At 70.0% G+C, this 25,043-nt stretch carries 19 protein-coding genes; 11 read left to right on the forward strand and 8 right to left on the reverse strand.

Annotation, left to right across the window (positions count from 1 at the left end; genetic code table 11):
• Positions 1-37: 37 nt before the first annotated feature.
• The gene (locus AB0H43_RS07015) at positions 38-418 is read right to left on the reverse strand and encodes a DUF5319 domain-containing protein (RefSeq protein ID WP_253760041.1); all 381 of its coding nucleotides are present in this window, start codon (positions 416-418) and stop codon (positions 38-40) included.
• 169 nt (positions 419-587) lie between these two features.
• Between AB0H43_RS07015 and guaB the strand changes: the two genes are divergently transcribed.
• From guaB to guaA, 5 genes are all read left to right on the forward strand, one after another.
• Positions 588-2,087, forward strand: coding sequence for an IMP dehydrogenase (guaB, locus tag AB0H43_RS07020; RefSeq protein ID WP_359997757.1), 1,500 nt, complete (start codon positions 588-590; stop codon positions 2,085-2,087).
• A gap of 10 nt (positions 2,088-2,097) precedes the next feature.
• Positions 2,098-3,219 (forward strand): GuaB3 family IMP dehydrogenase-related protein, encoded by a 1,122-nt coding sequence (locus AB0H43_RS07025; RefSeq protein ID WP_359997759.1) that lies wholly within the window; start codon positions 2,098-2,100, stop codon positions 3,217-3,219.
• Positions 3,220-3,234: 15 nt separating this feature from the next.
• Positions 3,235-4,677: a M1 family metallopeptidase gene (locus tag AB0H43_RS07030; protein WP_359997762.1), complete on the forward strand. Its 1,443-nt coding sequence runs from the start codon at positions 3,235-3,237 to the stop codon at positions 4,675-4,677.
• A 33-nt stretch (positions 4,678-4,710) separates the two neighbouring features.
• Positions 4,711-6,414 (forward strand): GMC family oxidoreductase, encoded by a 1,704-nt coding sequence (locus AB0H43_RS07035; RefSeq protein WP_359997765.1) that lies wholly within the window; start codon positions 4,711-4,713, stop codon positions 6,412-6,414.
• A 62-nt stretch (positions 6,415-6,476) separates the two neighbouring features.
• The gene (gene guaA, locus AB0H43_RS07040) at positions 6,477-8,027 is read left to right on the forward strand and encodes a glutamine-hydrolyzing GMP synthase (protein ID WP_359997768.1); all 1,551 of its coding nucleotides are present in this window, start codon (positions 6,477-6,479) and stop codon (positions 8,025-8,027) included.
• 119 nt (positions 8,028-8,146) lie between these two features.
• On the opposite strand, the gene AB0H43_RS07045 is transcribed toward guaA, so the two are convergent.
• Complete coding sequence (locus tag AB0H43_RS07045) at positions 8,147-9,142, reverse strand: NUDIX hydrolase (RefSeq protein WP_359997770.1); 996 nt, start codon at positions 9,140-9,142, stop codon at positions 8,147-8,149.
• Between the two features lie 151 nt (positions 9,143-9,293).
• Between AB0H43_RS07045 and AB0H43_RS07050 the strand changes: the two genes are divergently transcribed.
• Positions 9,294-10,172 carry an NUDIX domain-containing protein gene (locus tag AB0H43_RS07050; RefSeq protein WP_359997773.1) on the forward strand — a complete coding sequence of 293 codons (879 nt, stop codon included), beginning with the start codon at positions 9,294-9,296 and terminating at the stop codon, positions 10,170-10,172.
• 329 nt (positions 10,173-10,501) lie between these two features.
• Entirely contained in the window at positions 10,502-11,452 is a 951-nt protein-coding gene (locus tag AB0H43_RS07055) for a CDP-alcohol phosphatidyltransferase family protein (RefSeq protein ID WP_359998590.1), read from the forward strand.
• Positions 11,453-11,506: 54 nt separating this feature from the next.
• Here AB0H43_RS07055 and AB0H43_RS07060 read toward each other — a convergent pair whose 3' ends face one another.
• The 3 genes from AB0H43_RS07060 to AB0H43_RS07070 all read right to left on the reverse strand — a co-directional run bounded on the left by AB0H43_RS07060 (position 11,507) and on the right by AB0H43_RS07070 (position 14,702).
• A complete protein-coding gene (locus AB0H43_RS07060; RefSeq protein WP_359997776.1) occupies positions 11,507-12,748 on the reverse strand; it encodes a phosphatidylserine decarboxylase in 1,242 nt (413 codons plus the stop codon).
• Positions 12,749-13,014: 266 nt separating this feature from the next.
• The gene (locus AB0H43_RS07065; RefSeq protein ID WP_359997779.1) at positions 13,015-13,266 is read right to left on the reverse strand and encodes a hypothetical protein; all 252 of its coding nucleotides are present in this window, start codon (positions 13,264-13,266) and stop codon (positions 13,015-13,017) included.
• Positions 13,263-14,702 carry a PspC domain-containing protein gene (locus AB0H43_RS07070; protein WP_359997782.1) on the reverse strand — a complete coding sequence of 480 codons (1,440 nt, stop codon included), beginning with the start codon at positions 14,700-14,702 and terminating at the stop codon, positions 13,263-13,265. Before AB0H43_RS07070 ends, AB0H43_RS07065 begins: the two co-directional genes overlap by 4 nt.
• 134 nt (positions 14,703-14,836) lie before the next feature.
• Here AB0H43_RS07070 and AB0H43_RS07075 point away from each other — a divergent pair, with 134 nt between their 5' ends.
• Positions 14,837-16,045: a PspC domain-containing protein gene (locus AB0H43_RS07075; protein WP_359997784.1), complete on the forward strand. Its 1,209-nt coding sequence runs from the start codon at positions 14,837-14,839 to the stop codon at positions 16,043-16,045.
• Entirely contained in the window at positions 16,045-16,728 is a 684-nt protein-coding gene (locus AB0H43_RS07080; RefSeq protein WP_359997787.1) for a response regulator transcription factor, read from the forward strand. Before AB0H43_RS07075 ends, AB0H43_RS07080 begins: the two co-directional genes overlap by 1 nt.
• 3 nt (positions 16,729-16,731) lie before the next feature.
• On the opposite strand, the gene AB0H43_RS07085 is transcribed toward AB0H43_RS07080, so the two are convergent.
• Together AB0H43_RS07085 and AB0H43_RS07090 are read right to left on the reverse strand one after the other, a co-directional pair.
• Positions 16,732-17,061: a chorismate mutase gene (locus tag AB0H43_RS07085; protein WP_359997789.1), complete on the reverse strand. Its 330-nt coding sequence runs from the start codon at positions 17,059-17,061 to the stop codon at positions 16,732-16,734.
• Between the two features lie 215 nt (positions 17,062-17,276).
• The gene (locus AB0H43_RS07090) at positions 17,277-19,166 is read right to left on the reverse strand and encodes a bifunctional metallophosphatase/5'-nucleotidase (protein ID WP_359997792.1); all 1,890 of its coding nucleotides are present in this window, start codon (positions 19,164-19,166) and stop codon (positions 17,277-17,279) included.
• Positions 19,167-19,323: 157 nt separating this feature from the next.
• On the opposite strand from AB0H43_RS07090, the gene pcrA reads away from it, so the two are divergent.
• On the forward strand, positions 19,324-21,762 hold the full coding sequence (pcrA, locus tag AB0H43_RS07095; protein ID WP_359997794.1) for a DNA helicase PcrA: 2,439 nt from the start codon (positions 19,324-19,326) through the stop codon (positions 21,760-21,762).
• Positions 21,763-21,972: 210 nt separating this feature from the next.
• On the opposite strand, the gene AB0H43_RS07100 is transcribed toward pcrA, so the two are convergent.
• Entirely contained in the window at positions 21,973-22,833 is an 861-nt protein-coding gene (locus tag AB0H43_RS07100) for a bifunctional methylenetetrahydrofolate dehydrogenase/methenyltetrahydrofolate cyclohydrolase (RefSeq protein WP_359997797.1), read from the reverse strand.
• 483 nt (positions 22,834-23,316) lie between these two features.
• Here AB0H43_RS07100 and AB0H43_RS07105 point away from each other — a divergent pair, with 483 nt between their 5' ends.
• Positions 23,317-24,933 (forward strand): ABC transporter substrate-binding protein, encoded by a 1,617-nt coding sequence (locus AB0H43_RS07105; RefSeq protein WP_359997800.1) that lies wholly within the window; start codon positions 23,317-23,319, stop codon positions 24,931-24,933.
• Positions 24,934-25,043: the final 110 nt, after the last annotated feature.

Genomic DNA, 25,043 nt, shown 5'->3' on the forward strand with positions numbered 1-25,043 from the left:
CCAGCGCGCCAGGCGCGCTTCGGGACGCAGACGACAATCAGCCGTTCTCGGCGAGGTCCGCCACGGCGTCGCTGTAGCCGCGGGCGTACTCCCAGCTCACGTAATGATCGGGGTCGGGATCGTACGCCGGCTCGTGGACGCGTGGCCGGCCGGAGTCGAGCAGATGACGCAGATTGCCGCGCAGCAGGTCCCAGTCGAAGTAGTGCGGTTCCTGGCAGTCCTGGCAGTCGATGACGAGCCCGCGAATGCCGCGCGGAGACAGCAGAACCTGGAAGACCTCCAGCTCGCCGAGGTCCTCCATGAGGTCTTCCCGCTCCTCCGGCGACAGCTCGTCGAACTCGTCGCCGTCCGGGTCGCCGAGGTTGGCGGCCGGGTCGGCCGGATCGCCGTGGAAGGGATCGAGCGGCTCATCGTGCACACCTTCACCGTAATGCCAACGGGCGGGTGATGTGGCATCGGCCGGGGTCGAGTCGCCCGCTCGATCTCGCCCGTCTGTCGCCGGTTCGAGCGTTGGATCACCGCGGCCCACCGGCCTCGCCCGAACCGGCGCTGGCTAGGATGGAGTATCGCTGCTTGAGGGGGTTTACGTGGAGCTGACCGGCGACGGCCCAATCGAGATTCCGCTGGGATTGACCTTCGACGACGTGCTGCTCGTGCCGGGCGAATCGGACCTGATTCCGAGCCAGGTCACGACGGTCACACAGATCACGAGAAACATCACCCTCCAGATCCCGCTGGTCTCCAGCGCGATGGACACGGTGACCGAGGCCCGGATGGCGATCGCGCTCGCCCGGCAGGGCGGCCTCGGCGTACTGCACCGCAATCTCTCGGTCGAGGAGCAGGCGGCCCAGGTCGACCTGGTGAAGCGCTCCGAGTCCGGCATGATCACCAACCCCGTCACGTGCTCGCCCGAGGACACCATCCGCGACGTCGACGCGCTCTGCGGCCGTTACCGGATCTCCGGCGTACCGGTGATCGACGCCACCGGCGTCCTCGTCGGCATCGTGACCAACCGCGACATGCGCTGGGTCGCCGACAAATCGGCCCGCGTGGCCGACGTCATGACCCCCATGCCGCTGGTCACCGCGCAGGTCGGCGTCTCCAAGGAGGAGGCGCAGCAGCTGTTGCGCCGCCACAAGGTCGAGAAGCTGCCGCTGGTCGACGACTCCGGCCGGCTGCGCGGCCTCATCACGGTCAAGGACTTCGCCAAGAGCGAGCAGTTCCCGTTGTCGACCAAGGACTCGGCGGGCCGCCTGCGGGTCGGCGCGGCGGTCGGCGTCGGCGACGACGGCTACAAGCGGGCGAAGGCGCTGATCGAGGCCGGCGTCGACGTGATCATGGTGGACACCGCGCACGGGCACAACCGGGCGGTTCCCGAGCTGGTCGTGCGGCTCAAGAAGGAGACCGACGTCGACATCGTCGGCGGCAACGTCGCCACGTACGCCGGAGCCAAGGCCCTGGTCGAGGCGGGTGTCGACGCCGTGAAGGTGGGCGTCGGGCCGGGCGCCATCTGCACCACGCGGATCGTCGCCGGGGTGGGCGTACCGCAGATCACGGCGATCATGGAGGCGGCCCGCGCCGCCCGGCCGGCGGGCGTGCCGGTGATCGGCGACGGCGGCATCCAGTACTCGGGCGACATCGCCAAGGCGATCGTGGCCGGGGCCAGCACCGTCATGCTCGGCGGTCTGCTGGCCGGCTGCGAGGAGTCGCCGGGCGACCTCGTCTACTCCAACGGCAAGCAGTTCAAGGCGTACCGGGGCATGGGGTCGCTGGGCGCGATGATGGCCCGGGGACCGGCGGCGCAGTCCTACTCCAAGGACCGCTACTTCCAGGCCGACGTGACGCAGGCCGACAAGCTCATCCCCGAGGGCATCGAGGGCCAGGTGCCCTACCGAGGCCCGTTGGCGACCGTCGCCCACCAGCTCGTGGGCGGTCTGCGTCAGGCCATGTTCTACTGTGGCGCGGACAGCGTGGCCGAGCTGCAGAAGCGTGGTCAGCTCGTCCGGATCACCTCGGCGGGGCTCAAGGAGAGCCACCCGCACGACATCCAGATGACCGTCGAAGCCCCGAACTACCAATCCCGCTGAAGGGCCGCCAATGCGTGACACCGTCGAGATCGGACTGGGCAAGGCCGCGCAGCGCGGTTATCACCTCGACGACGTGGCCATCGTGCCGAGCCGCCGGACCCGGGACGTCGACGACGTCTCCACCGCCTGGCAGCTCGACGCGTACCGCTTCGAGATCCCGTGCGCGGCGCATCCCAGCGACGCGACGATGTCGCCCGACCGGGTGATCGAGCTGGGCCGCCTCGGCGGCCTCGGCATCCTCAACGTCGAGGGGCTGTGGACCCGCTACGAGGACCCCTCGAAGCTGCTCGCCGACCTGCGTACGGTGGTGGAGGCCGACGAGCCGATCACCCCGCGGCTGCAGGAGATCTACGCCGAGCCGATCAAGCCGGAGCTGATCACCGAACGCGTACGCGTGATGCGGGAGGCCGGGATCACCGTGGCGGTCCGGGTGTCGCCGCAGCACACCCTGGCGCTGGCCCCGGTCATCCTGGACGCCGGCGTCGACCTGCTGGTCATCCAGGGCACGATCGTCTCGGCCGAGCACGTCTCCACTGTGGATGAACCGCTGAACCTCAAGGAGTTCATCGCCGACCTCGATCTGCCCGTGATCGTCGGCGGCTGCACGAACTACCAGACCGCGCTGCACCTGATGCGTACCGGGGCGGCCGGGGTGATCGTGGGCGTCGGCGCCGACGACGACTCGACCAGCGACACCGTTCTCGGCATCCGGGTCCCGATGGCGACGGCGATCGCCGACGCGGCGGCGGCCCGGCGCGACTACCTCGACGAGACCGGCGGGCGCTACGTCCACCTCATCGCCGACGGTGACGTTCACACCTCCGGCGACATCGCGCGGGCGCTCGCCTGCGGGGCGGACTCGGTGATGCTCGGCGCGCCGCTGGCTCTCGCCGAAGGGGCGCCGGCCGGCGGACTGTGGTGGCACTCGTCCGCGAGCCACCCGAAGCTGCCGCGGGGCGCCGTCGGCTCCTACGCCGAGCCGATGGGCAGCTTGGACCAGGTGCTCTACGGCCCGTCCGACGATCCCTACGGCCGCATGAACCTGTTCGGCGGGCTCAAGCGAGCCATGGCCAAGTGCGGCTACCGCGACGTCAAGGAGTTCCAGAAGGTCGGCCTGATGCTCGACCGCTGAGATAGCTTTGCTCCCATGCGGCGCAAGCTTCTCACTGGTTCGATCACGGGCCTGCTGGCAATCGCCTTGGCCGGCTGCCAGGCGGTCGGGAAGGATCCGATCACTCTGCCGTCGATGCCGACTCCGGTCGCCCCGGAGTCGGTGACGCAGGGTGTCGGCTCGGCCGGAATCGGCGACCCCTACTTCCCGACCTACGGCAACGGCGGCTACGACGTCGAGACCTACGATCTCGCGATCAAGCTCGCCGCCGACGGCGGCATCGAGGGCGTCGCCACGGTGACGGCCAAGGCGACGGCCGCGCTGCAGCAGTTCAACCTCGACCTGCGCGGGCTCACCGTGTCCAGCGTCCAGGTCGGCCCGGACGCCGCGACCTTCCGCCGGGACGGCGACGAGCTGGTCGTCCAGCCCAAGGTCGCGCTCGCGGCGGGAGCCGGCTTCACGACGACCGTCCGGTACGCCGGAAAGCCGAGCGAGATCTCGTCGCTCACGTTGGGGCAGACCGGCTTCCGCCGGATCAACGGCGTCGAGTACATGGCGGGCGAGCCCGAGTCGGCGAGCACCTGGTTCCCGGTCAACGACCACCCGTCGGACAAGGCGAAATACACGTTGAGCTTCACCGTGCCCGACGGTGAGGAGGTCATCAGCAACGGCACGCTCGCCAAGAAGGAGTCGTCCGGCGGCTGGACCACCTGGCGCTGGACGGTCGGCTCGCCGATGGCGTCGTACCTGACGACGTTCGCCGTCGGCGATCTCAAGACGGTGGAGACCACGCACAACGGCAAGCCGGTCCGCATCGCGATCGCCACCTCGATCACCGATCCCCAGGTCGCCGCAGCCGTGGGGAAGACGACGGCGATCTGCGACTACTTCGAGCAGTACTTCGGGGCGTACCCGTTCGAGGCGTACGGCGCGATCGTGGTCGACGATCCGGAGCTGGGCTTCTCCCTGGAGACGCAGACCCGGCCGATCTACCCGGCGTCCATGGTGGACAACGGCGACCAGGGCGGAGTCGTCGCGCACGAGCTGGCCCACCAGTGGTTCGGCGACAGCGTCTCGGTGAAGCAGTGGGCCGACATCTGGCTCAACGAGGGCTTCGCGACGTACGCCCAGTGGATGTGGCAGGAGCACAGTGGCGGCCCGTCGATCTCCGATCAGTTCGAGCGTCAGTACCGCAACGAGCTGAGCCCGATCTGGCGTACGCCGCCGGCCGAGCCGGGCGCCACCAAGGTCTTCAGCAGCTCGGTCTATCAGCGGGGCGGGATGGCGTTGCACGCGCTGCGGCTGAAGGTCGGCGACGAGAAGTTCTTCTCGATCCTCAAGACCTGGGCGGCCGAGAAGCGCGACGGCAACGGGACGACGTCGGAGTTCCTGGCGGTCGCCGAGCGGATCAGCGGGCAGTCGCTGCAGGCGCTCTTCCAGGACTGGCTCTACGACGCCGACCGGCCGGCCCACCCCTAGCGCAGCACGTTACTGCGCGGTAATAATTCGCTGATGAGGTTCGACGTCGTCGTCATCGGCTCCGGGTTCGGCGGGAGCGTGGCCGCGCTGCGCCTGGCCGAGAAGGGCTACTCGGTCGCGGTGCTGGAGGCGGGCCGCCGCTTCGCCGACGCGGACTTCGCCAAGACCAGTTGGCGACTCCGTCGCTATCTCTGGGCGCCCGCGCTCGGCTGTTACGGCATCCAGCGGATCACTTTGCTGCGCCCGGCCAAGGGGCAAAAGAGCGCCGGGGTGATGGTGCTCTCCGGGGCCGGCGTCGGCGGCGGCAGCCTCGTGTACGCCAACACGCTGTACCGCCCGCTGCCCGACTTCTACGCCGACCCGCAGTGGCGGGGCATCACGGACTGGGCCGACGAGCTGGAGCCGCACTACGACCAGGCCGAACGGATGCTGGGCGTGGTGACCTACGACCGGATGACCCCGCCGGACGAGGCGATGAAGAAGGTCGCGGAGCGGATGGGGGTCGGCCGGTCGTTCCGGCTGACGCCGGTCGGCGTGCACCTGGGCCGGCCGGGGGAGAAGGTGGCCGACCCCTACTTCGGCGGCGTAGGGCCGGACCGGAGCGGGTGTCTGCACTGTGGACAGTGCATGACCGGGTGCCGGCACGGTGCCAAGAACACCTTGATGAAGAATTACCTCTACCTCGCCGAGCAGCTCGGGGCGCAGGTGTACGCGTACACGACGGCGACTCGGGTGACCCCGAAGCCCGGCGGCGGCTACCGGATCGAGGTGGCCCGGACGAACGCCCGGTTCCGCAAGCGCGCCCGCGCGATCGGCGGTGGCGTGCTCGAGGCCGATCAGGTCGTCTTCGCGGCCGGCGCGCTCGGCACCCAACGGCTCCTGCACGCCGCCCGCCACTCCGGCGACCTGCCGGGATTGTCCCCGCGTATCGGCGAACTGACGCGGACCAACTCGGAGGCGCTGCTCGGCGCGGCGATGCCGCTGGGCGACTTCAAACGCGGCGGCGTCGACTACAGCGAGGGCGTGGCCATCACCAGCTCGTTCCACCCCGACTCGCGTACGCACATCGAACCGGTCCGCTACGGCAAGGGTTCCAACGCGATGGGGCTGCTCCAGAGTCTCCTGGTCGACGGTGGTCCCCGGCGGCCGCTGCGCTGGCTGGGGACGATGCTGCGCCAGCCGCTGACGACCGCGCAGATGATCCTCGTACGCCGCTGGTCGGAGCGCACGATCATCGCGCTCGTCATGCAGTCTCTCGACAACTCGCTCGCGACGGTGTGGCAGCGGCGGTCGCTGCGTGCTCGCCACGGCCACGGGGAACCGAACCCGACCTGGATCCCGGCCGGGAATCAGGCGGTACGCCTCCTCGCCGAGGAGATCGGCGGGATTCCGGGTGGCTCGGTGCCGGAGGCGTTCAACGTCCCGATGACGGCACACATCCTGGGCGGGGCGGCGATCGGGGCCAGCCCGGACGACGGCGTCGTGGACGCGTACCACCGGATCTTCGGCCACGACGGCCTGCACGTCGTCGACGGTGCCGCAGTCACCGCGAACCTGGGGGTGAACCCCTCGCTGACGATCACCGCGCAGGCCGAGCGGGCCTTCTCGTTCTGGCCGAACAAGGGCGAGGCCGATCCGCGGCCGCCGCTGGGCGCGGCCTACGCCCGGATCGAGCCCGTCGTCCCCGTTCACCCGGCCGTCCCAGCCGGCGCCCCGGCGGCGTTGCGCGCAGTGTGACGTCGGCGTCCCGACAGCCGCCGCTGAGCAGGGGCGACCGGCCCGCACGATAGGGTTGTCGCATGACGACGCCGCGCCCGGTCCTCGTGGTGGACTTCGGAGCCCAGTACGCCCAGCTCATTGCCCGCCGAGTCCGCGAGGCGAAGGTCTACTCCGAGATCGTCCCGCATTCGATGCCGATCGCCGAGATGCTGGCCAAGGACCCGGCCGCGATCATCCTGTCCGGCGGGCCGTCGAGCGTCTACGAGCCGGGCGCGCCGCAGATCGACGCGAAGCTCTTCGACGCGGGTGTGCCGGTTTTCGGCATCTGCTACGGCTTCCAGGCGATGGCACAGGCCCTCGGCGGCACGGTGGCGCACACCGGCCGCCGGGAGTTCGGCGGTACGCCGCTCCGCCTCGCGGGCGAGAGCGCGTTGATGGTCGGTCTGCCGGCCGAGCAGAACGTCTGGATGAGCCACGGCGACTCCGTTTCCGAGGCGCCCCAGGGCTTCACCGTGACCGCCACCTCGGCGGGCGCGCCGGTGGCCGCGTTCGAGCACGTCGCCCAGGGCTTTGCCGGAGTGCAGTTCCACCCCGAGGTCGGGCACACGCCGCACGGCCAGAAGATGCTGGAGCGGTTCCTCTACGACATCGCCAAGATCGAGCCCACCTGGACCATGGGCAACATCATCGACGACCAGGTCGCGGCTATCCAGGCACAGGTCGGCTCGGCCGAGGTGATCTGCGGGCTGTCCGGCGGCGTCGACTCGGCGGTGGCCGCCGCGCTCGTCCACAAGGCCGTCGGCGACCAGCTCACCTGCGTCTTCGTCGACCACGGGCTGCTCCGCGCGGGTGAGGCCGAGCAGGTCGAGCGGGACTACGTCGCCGCGACCGGCATCAAGCTGAAGGTTGTCGACGCCTCGGAGCGCTTCCTGACCGCGCTGGCCGGGGTCACCGATCCCGAGGAGAAGCGCAAGATCATCGGTCGGGAGTTCATCCGGGTCTTCGAGGCCGCCGCCCGCGAGATCGCCTCTGCCGGCGACGTCCAGTTCCTGGTGCAGGGCACGCTCTACCCGGACGTCGTGGAGTCCGGCGGCGGCACCGGCACCGCCAACATCAAGTCGCACCACAACGTCGGCGGCCTCCCCGACGACCTCCAGTTCAAGCTCGTCGAACCGCTGCGGACGCTGTTCAAGGACGAGGTCCGCGCGCTGGGCGCCACCCTCGGCCTGCCCGAGGAGATGGTCTGGCGGCACCCGTTCCCCGGGCCGGGCCTGGCCATCCGCATCATCGGCGCGGTCGACCGCGAGCGCCTCGACATCCTGCGCGCCGCCGACAAGATCGGTCGCGAGGAACTGACCGCCGCCGGGCTCGACCGGGACGTCTGGCAGTTCCCGGTCGTGCTCCTGGCGGACGTGCGGTCGGTGGGCGTACAGGGAGACGGGCGCACCTACGGCCACCCGGTGGTGCTCCGGCCGGTGTCCAGTGAGGACGCCATGACGGCGGACTGGTCACGGCTCCCGTACGACGTGATCGCCAAGATCTCGACCCGCATCACGAACGAGGTCCGAGAGGTGAACCGAGTAGTCCTCGACGTGACCAGCAAGCCCCCAGGCACCATCGAATGGGAGTGATCTTTTAAGGGATTTGGTCGGATGCCCGTGGGGGTTCCGACCGTCCCTCCCGCCGGCGAGGCGCTTGCGGCGAGCCGCCAGGAGTGCAGTCAGCCGCCGTCACGTCCGTGGACCAGCGGCTAGAGCTCCGCGGCCTTGAGCGCGTCCGCGGTGACCTCGGTCATCTCCTCGGGTCCCAGGGACATGACCTTGTCGCGGTCCAGCCAGTAGGCGCCGGAGGTGGAGCCGCCTTTGTCGTGGACGGTCGGGGTGGTGGCCTCGTCGACCATGACGCGGTAGAAGGCCCGGACGCCGTGCCAGTCGATCGGGAAGCCCTCCGGGCCGAGAGAGGCGGGGTCGCGGTGGCTCGCGACGCCCAAGAGACCGCCGAGCCGTCCGTCCTGCCCCGTCTCCTCCAGGAGTTCCCGGATCAACGCGTGCGCGGGCTGCTCGCCGAAGTCGGTGCCGCCGCCGGGCAGGTGCCAGCGCCCCTCGCCGGGGTAGCCGGGCGAGACCCGGGTCAGCAGCACCCGGTCGCGCTGGTCGGTGGCGACGGCGTACGCCGCGAAGCGCTGCGTCCGATGCAGTCCGTCGTGCCCCTCCTCGATGTGGAAACTCGGGAAGTCGGGGACCTCGTCCGGCCGCAGATCGACCTCGCCGGCGGGCAGGCCGAGGGCGTTGGCCGTGAACGGGCGCAGCAACAGGCGGCCCGCCTCCGCCAGGGAGACCCAGCGCACCAGATCGGTGGACTGGTCGCGGCGCTCGCGCAGGGCGCCGCCGCGAACTCGACCCGAATAGATGAGCCGATCCGTGTGCAGCGTGACGCCGCGATGGGGCAGTGCCCGGAGGTCGGCGAGGACGTCGCGGAGGCCGGTCAGGGAGATCGAGAGGCCCGTCTCGGCCGCCGTCTCGCGGATCGCCGTGTCGTTGGGGTGCTCACCGTGGTCGACGGCGCCACCGGGGAGGGACCAGACGCCGGGCGTACCCGACCGGTCGGAGTTGCGGACCAGGAGGATCTCCTGCCGTCCGGGCTGCGCCGCGTCCTCGCGGCTCACCACGGCGTACGCGGCGATCCGGCGTACCGGGGCAAGCCGGTCGCCGGCCCCGTCAAGGGAGAGCTCGACGTCGGTAGTCACAGAGAATCATTCTCCCGCCAGGCGAAGATCCTGACAAGATGTCCGATTCCACATGCTGAGCAGATTCGCAGCATCCGATGCTTGGAAGCGTTTACCCCAGGGCCACCTACAGCGGTCCCAGTGCGTCGCCGGGTGCCGCTACGGTGAAGCCGTGGAGAAGCGTCGGAGAATCGGGGCATACGGGGTCGTACGCGACGAGCAGGGGCGAGTCCTGCTCGTCTCCGGGTCGGCCGGACCCACCCCACGATGGCACCTTCCCGGGGGCGGCCTCGATCACGCCGAGGACCCGCGCGCGGCGGTGATCCGGGAGTTCCAGGAGGAGACCGGATTCGACGTCGAGGTCGTCGGCGTACGCGACGTGTCGGCCGATCTGATCGAGTTTCCGCAGCTCGGCGTACTCCAGCATCATGATCGGCTGGTCTTCGACGTGAAGATCGTCGGCGGGACGCTGACCCCGGAGGACGGGGAGTTGGCCGACTGGATCGTCCCCGAGGACGTGGAGCTGGTTCCGTTCGCCGCCCGGGTCCTGCTCGGGCGCGATCTGGGGATCGAGGTCAACCAGCGGAGCCGCCCGTTCGTCGATCCGGAGGAGCCGGCCAACCGGGTCCGGCGGTTCGCGGCGTACGGGTTGATCACCGACGGGGACGGGCGGGTGCTGCTGAGTCAGATCGCCCGCGGCTACCCCGGCGAAGGGCGCTGGCACCTGCCCGGCGGCGGCACCGACTTCGGCGAGCAGCCGACGCAGGCCCTGGTCCGGGAGGTCTTCGAGGAGACCGGGCAGCAGGCGCAGGTCGGCGACCTGCTCGATGTCTCGTTCTTCCACAATCCGGCCGCGATGGGGCCGGAGGGCGTGCCGATGGATTGGTTCTCGGTCCGGTCGGTGTTCCGCGGTTCGGTGAGTTCGCCCACATCAGCGACGGTCACCGAGGATGCCGGCGGGTCGACTGCGCAGTCGGGCTGGTTCGCTCCAGCCGAGGTCGCGACGCTGACGATCACCGATCTCACCCGGCGGGCGATGCGCCGGCTGTGACGTCGGCAGCAGAGGCTGGTGGACGGCTTCGGGTAGAGTTGATGTCCGAAAGATACAAGCTGGTCACCTTCTGTAGTTGATCTACCAGCAGTTATGCCCCCTTGGATGCGAGATATCCTCGACGATTCGGCCGAACCTGCGGCTTGAGCGCTCGATGGGTATCGCCAAGCCGCGTCCGGATGTGCGATCGTGTACCGCACAGCCGAGCGGCCGTCGAGGCGGCGGAGAGGAACCGTTCGGCGATGGAGGGACACGTGCCGAGAGCCATCTGGCGTCGGCGCCGTACGACGGACAGCCCACGCCCGCAAGGGCGGCAATGGGCCGGCCGCCTGCGTCAGGGCGGCAGTTTCGCCCGGCAGATGCTGCTGGTCCGGGTGGGTCGTCAACGCGGTGCGACACCGGTCATCGACGCCCCTGTGCCGAGCGCCATGCGGCTGCCGGACCTCGACCCGAGGAGCCTGGCTCAGATCGAGGCGCTTGCCCCGGTCAGCCCCGCGAGCCGGGGAGGCGTTTACGCCGAGCCGCCAGGAGTGCAGTCAGTCGCGACCGTCGAGGCGCCCCCAGCCAACCCGCCCGCGCCCATCCCACTGCTGCCCGGCGACCGCACCGTCGCCCGCCGGGTCAAGTTCGCCGTGGTTCAGGGCTGCACGCTCGCCAGTCTGCTGCTGGGCATGACGGCGATCATGCTGGCGGTGGCCGGAGCGGACCCCCGACTCGGCGCGGCCTGCCTGCTCGCCTGCATCACGTTCGACGGCCTCGACGGCGCGCTGGCGCGCAAGTTCGGCGTCGCGAGCCCGTTCGGGGTGCAGATGGACTCGCTCGGCGACATGACGAGCTTCGGCATCGCCGCGCCGGTGGTCGTCTACGCCGCCCTGCGCGGTGAGGTGCCGACCGGCGTACTGATCGGCACGTGCGCGCTGGTCGCCGCGTGCGCCGCGGTCCGGCTCGCCCGGTTCAACGTCTCGCCGAAGGACGGCCGCTTCTTCTGCGGTGTGCCGACGACGATGGCGGCGGCCGTGCTCGCCCTCAGCGTCCTGCTCGGCCTGGGCCTGCCTGGTTCGGTGATGGTCGCCGGAGTCGCGCTCATCGCGATCGCGATGGTCTCTAGCTTCCCCTACGCCAAACTCGTCAAGGTCTTCCGGCTGCCGCCGTGGCTGCTCCTGCTGCCCATCTTCGGCGCACTGCTCAATCCGCGGCTCACCTTCGGCCTGGTCGTGCTGGCCTACCTGCTGAGCGGGCCGCTGCTCTGGGCGTATCAGCGAAAGCACGCGCGAGCCTAGAAGAGCGTCAGCAAACGGCGCGCCTGGAGCCCAGGCGCGCCGTTTGCCGTTGTCTTAGAGCCAGCGGGCGATGACCGTCTCGGCGCCGACCACCCGGTCACCCGGGACGACCACGGCCTCCGCCGCCGACGCGGGCAGATAGACGTCGGTACGCGAGCCGAACCGGATGAGGCCGAACCGCTCGCCCTTGGCCAGCAGCGCGCCGACCGGAGCCCGCTGCACGATGCGCCGGGCGATCAGCCCCGTACGCTGCGCGATCACGACCTTGCCGTGGCCGAGCGCGTCCTCGAGCACGGTGTAGGCCGCGACGTTGTGTTCGGCCTCGGGCTTCATCGCGGCCGCGTAGCCGCCGTCCTCCACGAAGTAGTCGACGACCTTGCCGGCCACCGGCGAGCGGTTGACGTGCACGTCGAGCACGGACAGGAAAACCGCGATGCGCAGGAACTCCTCGTCGGCGAACCGCTCGTCGTAGAGGCGCTCGACCGACAGCACCTTGCCGTCGCTGGCGGCGACGACGGCGGCCGGATCGGCCGGAATGTGCCGATGCGGGTCACGGAAGAACGCGGCCACCGGAGCGGCGGCGAGCGCCGGAAGCAGCCACGCCTTGGACTTGGGGCGGATCGTCCGCAGGGCGGCGGCCAGGCCGAGCGCGATGCCCGCGGCGGCGACGCCGTTGGAGTCGATGTGCATCGTGCTGGTCAGCGGCACGCTCGAAGTCCGGAACGCGGGCGCGAGCCCGGCCGCCACGGTCGCGTCGGCCTCGGAGAAGCGCAGTTTGTGGACCCGGACCGGTGGCGTGTTGAGCAGGACGAGGTCGGTGCCGACGCCGAACTGCGCCGAGCGGCGGTCCAGCTCGTCGGCCGCGCCGCCGGCGACCCCGGGCACGGCCACGACGGCCAGCACGAGGATGCCGCCCTCGGCGACCAGCTTGGTCAGGCTCTCGACGGTCAGCCGGGCGTCCTCGGCCGCGCCCACGACGGGCTCGGCGACGATGACGATCTCGGCCGGGGACGCCTCGGTCGGGGTCTGGACGACGGTGCAGGCCTCCGCGATCTCGGTGTCGAGCGAGGCGATGTAGGCCCGCAGCGCGGCCGCCTGGTCGCCGCCGACGATGGTCAGCTGGTCGTCGGGCTGGAGGGCGTCGAGCGCCTCACCGAGCACCAGCGAGTCCGGGCCGGCCCCCACGATCAGGGCGGTCTTCGGTCCGGGGTGGCGCTGCAGCTCGGCGGTGAGCGTGCGGGCGGCGCGCTCCCCGATGCGGACCTGGCCGAGGGGGCCGAGCGATGCCTGCGACATGAGTTGACTCCACCTTCGTCATCGGCGCGTACGGGGCTCAGCATATGCGCCGGGGCCGACACGCGCTCACGCTGGCGGGTCCGGCTTCGCTCTCGCGCCTTGGACGCGTGATCATTGCGCCAGCCATGCTGTTTCATGGCGCGAAATGTCCGCCCCAACAACCGCGTCGGCGCAATGATCATGCCGAGCGAGGCGGGGCGCAGACGCGCGCAGGGCGCCGGAGACCCCCCACCGGCGCCCTGCGCATCCCCCCTTGGGATTCGCGGTTATCCCTGAACAGGCGGCTGAGTGTCGGCGCCGCCGTGCTCGGATTCCACCGCGGTCCGATCGCCGCGCAGCACCCCGCGGACGATCGAGCCGATGCCGAGCAGCCCGACCAGGATCAGGCCCCCGGCGACGAACCAGCCGGCCGGCGGCAGGTCGACGTCCACCGTGCGGTGCACCGTCCAGAGCCCGGCGATCAGCAGGAAGACCAGGCCGAAGATGAGCGACAGCAGGTCGAGCGGGTGCTTCTTCATCGGGACACCTCCGCGTCGCTCAGGCTCACGTCGAGTTCCAGGTTCAGCTTGCCGCCGCCCGCACCGTCGGAGCCGAGGTCCGTGACGGTGAAGTCGTTGATGCGTACGCCGTTGGCGTTGCGGTCGAGAATCGTCGCGCTGCCGAGGCGTACGTCGGCCACCGCGTTGACGTCGACGTTCTCGGGCAGCAGCACTCGGAGGTTGCCCGCCTGGATCTTGACCCGGACGGTGCGCTCCTGCCCGGTGAAGTCCAGATCCCGCAGATCCAGGGTTGCGCTGCCCGCCCGGTGGTCGTAGTCGCCCCGGAGCGCGGCCAGCGTGGGCGGCGCCCAGGTGATGTCGCCCCCGCCGTTGCGCTCGTCCGTCGGCCAGTCGTCCCGGCCGACCGACGTGACGCTCAGCGCGAGCACCAGGCCGAGCCCGATGAAGATCCAGCCCCGGGCGCGGCCGAGCCAGGCCCCGATGACGAGGCCGAGACCGACGACGGCCAGGACGGCCGCCACGTACGCGGCGGCGCTGACGTCCACCACGTTCGCCACGTCGAGCAGCCCCATGACGCCGAGCACCACCAAGGCGGAGGAGAAGATCAGCGAACCGAGCCGCGACTGCTCCTTCGGCGGTTTCGGAGGCTTGAGCGGCTTCAGTGGCGGAGGCGGCGGGACGTTCACGAACGGCCCGTGCGGGGCGAACGCGGGCTGGTACCCCGGCGCGGTCGGCGGAGCCGGCGCCACGGGCGGGATCGGCTCGGTCACCGCGTTCGACGGGGCGTACGCGGGAAAGTGCGCGGCGGTGGAGCCGGCCGGTGGCGGCGTGGTCGCCGACGTGGCCGGGTCCGGCGGTGCGACCGGCCGGGCCGTGCCGCGATTGCGCTGGGAGTAGACGACGAAGACGATGGCCGCCGCGATCAGCAGGAACCACAGGACGGGCCAGGGCCGGTCGTCCAGGGTGCCCAGGAAGATCAGCAGCGTCACGGCTCCGGCGATCACGGTCAGCGCCGAGGAGGTGCTGGACCGTCCCCGGCCGAACACCGCCTCGACCGGCGACGCGGTGTCCCCGTCGGCCGGCGTGCCGAGCCAGAGCACGATGTACGCCAGCAGGCCGAACCCGCCGAAGAAGGCGAGCACGACGAACAGGACGCGCCAGAGCACCGGGTCGGTGTTGGTGGCCCGTGCCACCGCACCGCTGACGCCGGCCAGATAACGGCCGGTACGCGGCCGGACGAGCCCGTAGCGGGCGGCGAACGCGCCCGGTGGGGGAGGCTGGTAGCCGGGCGGCGGCGTCTGCGGCCCCGGCGGTGGTGGTGTGGTCGCGTCCGCGGCGCCCGGCGGGGTCTCCGCACCGGGCGGCGGTGTGCTCGCGTCCGGGGCCTCCGGCGGAGGCGAGTCGCTCTCCGCGGGCGGCTTCGGCGCTCGCTGGGCGTCGTCGAACTCGGTCATGTCACCATCCTGCGGCCGGACCGGCCCCAGAGACCTCCGGCGCCGACCCTGAGCCCACCCTGATAATCCAGCTCACAACAGAATCAGGGTCGCGTAGGGTCGTCGGCGCGCAGCGGGCATGTGACGATCGTCAGGTGACCACCACCACCGCGTACCCGCCGCTGCGCCGCAGCCGCTCGGACCGCATGGTCGCCGGCGTGGCCGGCGGCATCGCCGAGCACGTCCGGGTGCCGGTCGCCGCCATTCGGGTGGCCTTCCTCGTGCTGCTCGCAGCGCACGGGCTCGGCGCGGTGCTCTACGCGGTCTACTGGGCGGTCATGCGCGACGAGGACAGCGATGTCCCGGTCCGCCGTGACCTGGTCAAGACCATCCCGTACGCGATCCTCGGCTTCGGCATCCTCGTCGTGATGATGCTGCTGTTCGGCGGCGACGGGATCTCCTTGGCGGCCGGCTGGCTGCTGGCGCTCGTCGTCCTCGGCGGCGGCCTGATCTGGCACCAGGCCGAGCCGGGCCGGTTGACGAAGCTCAGCGGGCTGCTCGGCGGCGACCGCCGGCCCGTCTTCGTGCTCAGCCTGCTCGGCGGCGGTCTGCTGGTGGCGGTCGGGATCATCGGCCTGGTCACCCTGTACTCACCGGTCGAAGGGCCGAGCCTGTCGGTCGTGGCGTTCGCCGTCGTCTTCGCGCTCATCGCGCTGACCGGCGTCGGGGTGGTCGCCGCGCCGACCCTGTGGCGGACGGCGACCGCGTTGCGGGCGGAGAAGGAAGGCCGCATCCGCGAGCAGGAGCGGGCGGAACTGGCCGCGATGGTGCACGACCAGGTCCTGCACACCCTGGCCCTCATCCAGCGCAACGCGGCCGACCAGGCCACCGTCACCCGGCTCGCCCGTGGGCAGGAGCGGTCGCTGCGGAACTGGCTCTACAAGCCCATGGGGTCGGCCGAGGAGTACTTCGCGGCCGCGGTCGAGGAGGCGGCGGCCGAAGTGGAGGACACCTTCGCCATCGCCGTCGAGACGGTCGTGGTCGGCGACTGCATGGTGGACGATCGCATCCGGGCCCTGGTGGCCGCGACACGCGAGGCGTTGGTCAACGCCGCCCGGCACGCCAAGGTCGGCACAGTCTCGTTGTACGCCGAGGTCGAGCCGGACGAGATGAGCGTGTTCGTCCGCGACCGCGGCGTCGGATTCGAGATGTCCACAATCGACGACAACCGGCACGGCGTGAGAGGCTCCATCGTCGGCCGGATGCAACGCCACGGCGGCCGGGCGGAGATCCGCAGCGAGCCGGGCGAGGGCACCGAGGTGCGTCTGCACCTGCCGATCGGCACCAGCAAGGAGAAAGCCTGATGAGCGGCGATACCACCCAGCCCGTACCGACCGAGTCCGAGCCACGGCGGCTGCGGGTCTTCCTCGTCGACGACCACGCGATGTTCCGGGCGGGCGTACGCGCCGAGCTGGGCGTCCACGTGGACGTCATCGGGGAGGCCGCGACCGTCCCCGAGGCGATCTCGGCCATCGCCGCGCACCAGCCGGACGTCGTCCTGCTCGACGTCCACATGCCCGAAGGCGGCGGGCGCGCCGTGCTGGAGGCCACCCGGCGGGCGTACCCGCAGGTGCGTTTCCTCGCCCTGAGCGTCTCCGACGCCGCCGAGGACGTCATCGGCCTCATCCGGGCCGGGGCCCGGGGCTACGTCACGAAGACGATCTCCCCGGACGAGCTGGCCGCCGCCATTCGCCGGGTCGCCGACGGCGACGCCGTGTTCAGCCCGCGGCTGGCCGGATTCGTCCTGGACGCCTTCGCCGCCCGCCCCGACGCCTCGCTGGCCGACCCCGAGCTGGACCAGCTCACCAACCGGGAACGGGAGGTGCTGCGGCTGCTCGCCCGGGGATACGCCTACAAGGAGATCGCCAAGGAGCTGTACATCTCGATCAAGACGGTCGAGACGCACGTCAGCAACGTCCTCCGAAAGCTTCAGATGTCCAACCGGTACGAGCTGTCCCGTTGGGCGGCCGACCGCAGACTGGTCTGATCCCTACTCGGCGGCCGCGCTGGTCCCCAGCGCACCTCGGCCGGCCCGCAGGATCAGCAGGGCCAGCTGCGTACCGTCCGCACCGAGCTCGTTGCGGAACCGGTCGAGGATCTCCCGCTCGCGGGAGAGCACCAAGCGCGTGCCGCCGGAGGCGACCCGGGTCGCCCCGACCCGCTGGGAGATCGCGGCCCGCTCCTTCCAGAGCGAGATCAGCGCGGCATCGATCTCGTCGATCCGCGCGCGCAGATCGATGATCTGTTCGGCTGCGCCTTCCTCGCGCGCACCGGTGCCGTTGAGTCCGTCGTTCGTGCCGGTCAGGGCCGTCGTGGTCATCGTCTCTCCTTGGGTCGGTGTCCGGTTTCGGCCCTGGGCAGCGAAAAGCCCCGGGCTCGTGGAGCCCGGGGCTTTCGTCGGTCGGTATGCGCTCAGGCGCGACCTACGGCAGCGGGACTCCCGGAGCCGTAAAAATAAAATCGCACCTGCTGAAGCACTCGACCACTATGCCACGGTGGCCGGGCCCGTCACCAGGCCCGACCACGATGTGAGAGTCAGGCGACTCGGGTGATCCGGTTGACCGGCCCCGGAGCCACCGGGCTGCTCGCGGCGAAGTACGCGACCAGGGCGTCGATGTCGAAGCCCGGGTGCACGATCTTGTCGGTGCCCACGTTGAGCCGGCTCGGGTTCTTGACCGTCCCGTCCGGGTTGTACGCCGTGAAGTCGCCGCCGCCGTCGAGGAAGCCGTTCATCGTGACCCGGTACGTGGCGGCCGGGTCGATCGGCGTCCCGTTGAGGGCGAGGTTCGAGATCTTGCTCCCGAGGGCCGCGCTCGCCGAGTACGTGTAGGTGAAGCCGCTGCTCACCTGCAGGATCTTGGTCGAGCTCTGGCCCTCGAACCCGGTGAACTGCTGCTCCAGCGCCCAGCGGAGTTCGTCGCCGGTCATCGTCTTGGTGACCAGCGTGTTGTTGAACGGCTGAACGGTGAAGCACTCGCCGTAGGTGATGTCACCCGGCGCCTCGCCGCCGACGGAGGCCGCGTACACCAGGCCCTCGCGGACGCCACCGGGGTTCATCAGGGCGATCTGCGCCCCGGCCGACTGCGTGTACGCGAGCTGCGCGTCCGCGATGACGTCGCCCATCGGGCTCTCCCCGCTGGCCACGGCGGTACGCGTGATGTCGGCCGTGATCTTGCCGACGACCTTGTTGGCGATCGGCTTGATCTTCTCCCGGTACTTGTCGGCGATCGCCTTCGCGGTCGCGTCCTTCATCGCCTCGTTACGCACCGGTACGCCGCTGGAGTCGAACTGCCACGAGCCGTCGGCGTTGCGTACGCCGTTCTCCACGATCACGTTGTGCGCCTCGACCGAGGTGAACTGGTCGGTCTTCTTGTCCAGCGTGAACGAGATGTCGGTGACGAGCTGACCGTTGCTGCCGGCGCTGGTCACCGCGATCGGCGTACCGGCCGAGTTCGGCAGCGCGCAGGAGTAGTAGCGGTGCGTGTGCCCCGAGACGACCAGCCCGAAGGCGGGGTCGAGCCCGGCGACGATGGGGGTGATGGCACCCGCGAACGCGGCGCAGCCGGAGACGTCCAGCGGCGCGGGCGCGTTCTGCTGACCGCCCTCGTGGATGAGCAGGACGATCGCCTGTACGCCGGCCCGCTGCAGCAGCGCCGCCTGCTTGTTGGCCGTCTCCACCTCGTTCTTGAACTCGATCGTGGAGATGCCGGCCGGGTCGACGATGCCGGCGGTGTTCTGCAGCGTCATGCCGACGAAGCCGACGCGTACGCCCTGGAAGGTCTTGACCGTGACCGAGGGCAGCAGCGACTTGCCGGTGTCCTTGACGATCGCGTTGGCCGCGAGGTACTCGTACTCGGCCCCGGCGAAGCCGTCGCCGTCGAGGCAGCCGTCCACCGGGTGGCAGCCGCCGTTCTGCATACGCAGCAGCTCGTCGGTGCCCTCGTCGAACTCGTGGTTGCCGACCGAGGCGACGTTCAGCCCGAGGTTGTCCATCAGCTCCACGGTGGGCTCGTCGTGGAAGCCGGCGCTGACCAGCGGGCTGGCGCCGATGAGGTCGCCGGCCGCGACGGTGAGCGAGCGCTCGCCGGAGGCCTCGGCCTCGGCACGCAGGTTCTTCACCCAGGTCGTGAGGAATTCGACACCGCCCGCCGGGGTGCCGTTGATCAGGCCGCCGCTCCCGGTGGGCGGGTCGATCGCCCCGTGGAAGTCGTTGAACGCCAGCAGGTTGCCGTGCGCGGTCTGGCCCGGCGGCACCTTGTCGTAGGTGACCGAGACCGGGCTGAGCGGGGTCCAGCCGCTCGCGCCCGCCTGGTCGGTACGCCCGGCGTCGGCCAGCGGTAGTGCGAGCACCACCGCGAGCGCCAGTGCCGGCACGGCGGAGAGCCGGACCAGCGCGAATCGGCTGGGTCGGCGGGTTGAAGACATGGGAAGCCTCCGGAGTCGGGGGTTTGTCGCCTCATCTTCGCGGTTGTGCCACGACGGCACCAGAGCGCTTGGTGTGAATTTCTGACAGCGGGCTGGGAACGGCTCCGGCGTGCGGCCTTTCGCCGATGTCAGTGGTCGGACATAGACTTCATCCCCGATGCACGCGCTATTCGACCTCCCTGCCCAGCCGCCCGCCAACGGTGGCAACTCCGACGGCGCCTCGGCCGCTCGGGGGCCCGCCGCTCAGCCGGATAACCGGCCGGCCCAGCCGGAGGGCAGGTCGAGCCGGCCCGAGGAGAAGTCCCGGCGACCGCGGCCGTCCGCCGAGGAGCTGCTGGCCGGGCTCAACCCGCCGCAGCGGGAGGCGGTCACCCATTCGGGGTCGCCGCTGCTCATCGTGGCCGGGGCCGGGTCGGGCAAGACCCGGGTGCTGACTCAGCGGATCGCCTACCTGCTGGCCGCGCGCGACGTGCATCCGGGCGAGATCCTGGCGATCACCTTCACCAACAAGGCCGCCGGTGAGCTGAAGGAGCGCGTGGCCGCCGTCGTCGGCAGCCGCGCCCGGCTCATGTGGGTGAGCACCTTCCACTCGGCGTGCGTCCGCATCCTGCGGGCCGAGCACGAGGCGGCCGGGCTCAAGAGCAGCTTCACCATCTACGACACCGACGACTCGCGCCGGCTCATGACGATGGTGGCCCGGGAGCTGGACCTCGACCCGAAGCGCTATCCGCCGCGATCGCTGGTCACCCAGGTGAGCAACCTGAAGAACGAGCTGATCGACCCGGAGTCCTTCCAGCCGGCCGGTCCGCACGAGCGCGTGCTCGCCGAGGCGTACACGCTGTATCAGCGGCGGCTGGCCGAGGCGCAGGCGATGGACTTCGACGACCTCATCATGCGGACCGTCCACTTGCTCCAGAGCAAGCCGGAGGTGACCGACAAATACCGGCGTCGGTTCCGGCACGTCCTGGTCGACGAGTACCAGGACACCAACCACGCGCAGTACCAGCTGGTCAAGGAGCTGGTGGGGGAGACCGGCGAGCTGTGCGTCGTGGGCGACGCCGACCAGTCCATCTACGCCTTCCGTGGCGCGACCATCCGCAATATCCTCGAGTTCGAGCGCGACTATCCCCAGGCGCGCACGATCCTGCTGGAGCAGAACTACCGGTCGACGCAGACCATCCTGACCGCGGCCAACGCCGTGATCGATCGCAACTCGGGCCGCAAACCCAAGCGGCTGTGGTCCGACCAGGGCGAAGGCGAGAAGATCGTCGGCTACGTCGCCGACTCCGAACACGCCGAGGCCGACTGGGTGGCCCGGCAGATCGACGCGCTGACCGACAAGGGCGAGGCGCGGCCCGGTGACGTCGCGGTGTTCTACCGGACCAACGCCCAGTCCCGGGTGTTCGAGGAAGTCTTCATCCGGTTCGGCCTGCCCTACAAGGTCGTCGGCGGGGTCCGGTTCTATGAGCGCAAAGAGGTCAAGGACGCGCTGGCATACCTGCGCGCCGTGACCAATGAGGACGACACCGTCTCAGTACGCCGGATCCTCAACACGCCGCGGCGGGGGATCGGCGATCGAGCCGAGGCTTGCGTGGAGGCCCTCGCCAACCGCGATCGCGTCTCGTTCGGCTCCGCGTTGCGGCGGGCCTCCGAGGCGCCCGGCATCTCGACCCGGGCGGCGAACGCGATCCGCGAGTTCGTCCAGCTCATGGACGACGCCCGGGACAAGGCCCGATCGGCTCCGCCGGAAGAAGTCCTTGAGCTGGTGCTGACCGGTTCCGGTTACCTCACCGAGCTGGAGGGCAGCCTCGACCCGCAGGACGAAGGCCGGGTCGAGAACCTGCAGGAACTCGTCAGCGTCGCCCGGGAGTACACCGAACGCGCCGCCGACGCCGAGGAGCCGGCCACGCTCGACGGCTTCCTGGAGCAGGTCGCCCTGGTCGCCGACGCCGATCAGGTCCCCAGCGACGACCCCGATCACCAGGGCGTCGTCACGCTGATGACGCTCCACACCGCGAAGGGGCTCGAATTCCCGGTGGTCTTCCTGACGGGCCTGGAGGACGGCGTCTTCCCCCACATGCGCAGCCTCAACGAGGTGGCCGAACTCGAGGAGGAGCGGCGGCTGGCGTACGTGGGGATCACCCGCGCCCGGCAGCGCCTGTTCCTGAGCCGGGCGGCGACCCGGTCAGCCTGGGGCCAGCCGCAGTACAACCCGCCGTCACGGTTCCTGGAGGAGTTGCCGCCCGAGGTCACCCACTGGGAGCGGACCGAGAGCGCGGCCACCTCGTGGGGTGGCGGCATCGGCTCAGGCTCCCGCGAACGCGATCGCGACCGGCCCTCGACGTTCGTCGGCGGCACCGCGCGGGCGGCCCAGATCGCCTCGAAGATGGGCATCGACCCGTCCCGCCTGGCGACCGCGAGCGACCTGGCCAAGGTGCCGTCGCTGGAGCCCGGCGACCGGGTCAACCACCAGCGCTACGGCATGGGCCGGGTGCTCGCGGTCGAAGGACACGGCCCGCGCGCCCAGGTCCAGGTCGACTTCGGCGACCAGGTGATGTGGCTGGTCCTTCGCCATGCCTCGCTAGAGAAGATCTAGCTCCAGCTCCCGGGTCCGCGTCGGTCCAGACCGCTGCTCCCGTCGGGCACCGGTCGGGCCGCCAGGCGGCCCTCCCTGCCAGGTCCGCGATCCATCGACGGTGCTGGCCCGCTCGGCAAGATCATCGCAGCACCCCGGGATAAGGCGGTTATCCGCGCTCGAATAACCCGCGTTATCCGGGATAGCGCGATGATCAAGCGGAGGCGGCGGCTAGCCGCGCTCGGCGCGTTCGACGACGTTGGCGAGGAGCATCGCCCGGGTCATCGGGCCGACCGCGCCGGGCATCGGGGCGAGCCACCCGGCCACCTCGGCGACCTCGGGCGCGACGTCGCCGGTGTAGCGGCCCTTGCCGTCCTCGCCGACGACCCGCGTGATGCCGACGTCGACGACGGCGGCCCCCGGGCGCACCATGTCCGCGGTGAGCAGGCCGGGGTTGCCGGCGGCGACGATGACGACGTCGGCGCGCCGAGTATGCGCGGCGAGGTCCTTCGTCCCGGTGTGGCACAGCGTCACCGTCGCGTTCTCGGTACGCCGGGTGAGCAGCAGTCCGAGGGGGCGCCCGACGGTGGTGCCCCGGCCGACGACCACCACTTCGGCGCCGTTGAGCGGGACCTCGTAGCGGCGTAGCAGCTCGACGATGCCGCGCGGGGTGCAGGGCAGCGGCGCCGGGTAGCCGAGCACGAGCCGGCCGAGGTTGACCGGGTGCAGCCCGTCGGCGTCCTTGTCGGGGTCGATCAGTTCCAGGGCTCGCTGTTCGGACAGGCCCTTGGGCAAGGGCAGCTGGACGATGTAGCCGTGGCACGCCGGGTCGGCGTTGAGCTCGGCGATCGCCTGCTCGACCTGGTCCTGAGTGGCATCGGCGGGCAGGTCCTTGCGCAGGGAGGCGATGCCGACCTCGGCGCAGTCGCGGTGCTTGCCCGCCACGTACGCGTGCGAGCCGGGGTCGTCGCCGACCAGGACGGTGCCCAGTCCCGGGACGACGCCCTTGTCGTGGAGCACGGCGACGCGCGCCTTCAGCTCGTCTTTGATCGCCGCCGCGGTGGCCTTGCCGTCCAGGATGCTCGCCGTCACGCCGTCCATCGTGCCAGCACAAACGTTTCCCACCGCCCGGCGGGGGTAGCAGCTGTGACGACTCAGCGTCACGGGCACAGGCCTGTGGATAAGTCACCATGATCAAAGTCCCGCTGATGTTGCTATAGCGACAGCAACTGCGCGGTCATGTTTGTTAAAAGTCTCACTTCCCGGCCGCCTGACCTGCATCATTCCACTATCTGGACCACCATATCGGACCAAAACGGGCAGCCTTGGTTTGCGGATTGTGACGGGCGTCTTCGGTCCGGCGGACCTCCCGATAAGGCATAATCCGGAAATATCCGCCCGTCCGGCAGGGCGGTGCTCAATATCAGAGCGAGGAGATGCTGCGCAAGTTCACAATGCTCGATCGTCACAGAGATGTGATTGATCAAGTTTGTGCGTGCGTCGAGCTTCGCCATACCTTTGCCGGACGTTGTCGCGGGTCACACCCTGTGACGACGTAGGAGATGAGGAGGCTCAATGCAGGTTCGCAGGTTTGCTGCCTGGACTGCGATCCCGCTCAGCGCCGCACTGGCCCTCTCGGCCTGCGGTGGTGGCGGCGACAGCGGTAGCAGCTCCAGTGGCACCGTCAGGATCGGTATTGCCGAGCCGCAGTACCTGACCCCGGCGGACACCAACGAGACCAGTGGTTCGCAGGTCCTTGCCGCGCTCTACGCGCCGCTCGTGAACTACGACGCCGATAACAAGCCGGTCGAGGTCCAGGCCGATTCGATCACTTCGTCGGACAACAAGGTCTGGACGATCAAGATCAAGAGCGGCTGGACGTTCCACAACGGCGAGGCCGTGACGTCCGACAGCTACATCGACGCCTGGAACGCCGCCGCCTACAAGGGCGCGTCCCAGAACTCGTACTTCTTCTCGCAGATCGCGGGCTACAACGACGTCGCCCCGACGGCCACGGAGGCGTCCCCGTCGCCGCAGCCGACCGCGCAGAAGCTGTCCGGCCTGAAGAAGGTCGACGACACGACCTTCACCGTGACGCTCTCGGCGCCGTTCAGCGACTTCAAGACCATGCTGGGCTACACGGCCTTCTACCCGCTGCCGAAGGCGGCCTTCACCTCCGACGGGACCGTGAAGTCGGACTTCAAGGACGCTCCGATCGGCGACGGGCCGTTCAAGATGGACGGCACCTGGCAGCACGACCAGTCGATCACGGTCGCCAAGTTCGACGAGTACAAGGGTGAGCAGCCGAAGATCACCGGCGTTCAGTTCAAGATCTACCAGACGCCGGAGTCGGAGTACGCCGACCTGCTGGCCGACAACAACGACGTCATGCTGACGATCCCCACGGCGAACCTGGGCACGGCCGAGGGTGACCTGGGCGACCGCTACCTGCACAGCCCCGCGTCGAGCTTCCAGTTCCTGGCGTTCCCGACCTACGACAAGAACTTCTCGAACGTCAACGTGCGCAAGGCGATCTCGATGGCGATCAACCGTCAGGAGATCGTGGACCAGGTCTTCAAGGGTTCGCAGAAGGCGGCGTACTCCTTCGTGTCGCCGGTCGTCGGCGGCTACCGCGACAACACCTGTGGCGCGAACTGCGAGTTCAACGCGACTGCGGCCAAGCAGCTCTACACCGAGAACAACGGCCCGTCGAAGCTGGAGATCAGCTACAACGCCGACGGTGGCCACAAGGACTGGGTGGACGCGACCTGCAACCAGCTGAAGAACAACCTCGGCGTGGAGTGCGTCGGCGTTCCGACCGCCAAGTTCGCCGACCTGCTCAACAAGGTGGAGAAGAAGCAGGAAGTCGGCATGTTCCGCATGGGCTGGATCATGGACTACCCGTCCATGGAGAACTACCTCGGCCCGCTGTACAGCACCAACGGCTCGTCGAACTACTACGGCTACAGCAACGCCGAGTTCGACAAGCTGGTCCAGGAGGGCCGGGAGGCCAGCACCTCGGACGCCGCCATCCAGAAGTGGCAGCAGGCCGAGGATCTCCTCGCCAAGGACATGCCGGTGCTGCCGCTGCGGTTCGGCCAGAACAACTACGGCATCTCGACCAAGGTGCAGAACGTCGAGATCGACCTGTTCAACCGGGTCGACCTGCTGAAGATCGAGCACACCGGCTGATCCCAGCCCAGTCTTGATCGAGGTGGCGTCGTCACTCTCCGTTAAGGAGGGGGGCGGCGCCACCTCCCAGTGAGCCGGGCCTCAAGATCTTTCCGGGCCCGTGCGGGGGC

Origin of the sequence: Hamadaea sp. NPDC050747 (genome assembly GCF_040654195.1) — a bacterium.
In the GTDB taxonomy this organism is placed as follows: domain Bacteria; phylum Actinomycetota; class Actinomycetes; order Mycobacteriales; family Micromonosporaceae; genus Hamadaea.

What these genes read in the sequence shown, in the direction of transcription:
- AB0H43_RS07025 (WP_359997759.1), top strand. Translation starts at nt 2,098, where the DNA reads ATGCGTGACACCGTCGAGATCGGACTGGGCAAGGCCGCGCAGCGCGGT.
- AB0H43_RS07030 (WP_359997762.1), top strand. Translation starts at nt 3,235, where the DNA reads ATGCGGCGCAAGCTTCTCACTGGTTCGATCACGGGCCTGCTGGCAATC.
- AB0H43_RS07035 (WP_359997765.1), top strand. Translation starts at nt 4,711, where the DNA reads ATGAGGTTCGACGTCGTCGTCATCGGCTCCGGGTTCGGCGGGAGCGTG.
- guaA (WP_359997768.1), top strand. Translation starts at nt 6,477, where the DNA reads ATGACGACGCCGCGCCCGGTCCTCGTGGTGGACTTCGGAGCCCAGTAC.
- AB0H43_RS07060 (WP_359997776.1), bottom strand. Translation starts at nt 12,748, where the DNA reads ATGTCGCAGGCATCGCTCGGCCCCCTCGGCCAGGTCCGCATCGGGGAG.
- AB0H43_RS07065 (WP_359997779.1), bottom strand. Translation starts at nt 13,266, where the DNA reads ATGAAGAAGCACCCGCTCGACCTGCTGTCGCTCATCTTCGGCCTGGTC.
- AB0H43_RS07070 (WP_359997782.1), bottom strand. Translation starts at nt 14,702, where the DNA reads ATGACCGAGTTCGACGACGCCCAGCGAGCGCCGAAGCCGCCCGCGGAG.
- AB0H43_RS07080 (WP_359997787.1), top strand. Translation starts at nt 16,045, where the DNA reads ATGAGCGGCGATACCACCCAGCCCGTACCGACCGAGTCCGAGCCACGG.
- AB0H43_RS07085 (WP_359997789.1), bottom strand. Translation starts at nt 17,061, where the DNA reads ATGACCACGACGGCCCTGACCGGCACGAACGACGGACTCAACGGCACC.
- AB0H43_RS07090 (WP_359997792.1), bottom strand. Translation starts at nt 19,166, where the DNA reads ATGTCTTCAACCCGCCGACCCAGCCGATTCGCGCTGGTCCGGCTCTCC.
- pcrA (WP_359997794.1), top strand. Translation starts at nt 19,324, where the DNA reads ATGCACGCGCTATTCGACCTCCCTGCCCAGCCGCCCGCCAACGGTGGC.
- AB0H43_RS07105 (WP_359997800.1), top strand. Translation starts at nt 23,317, where the DNA reads ATGCAGGTTCGCAGGTTTGCTGCCTGGACTGCGATCCCGCTCAGCGCC.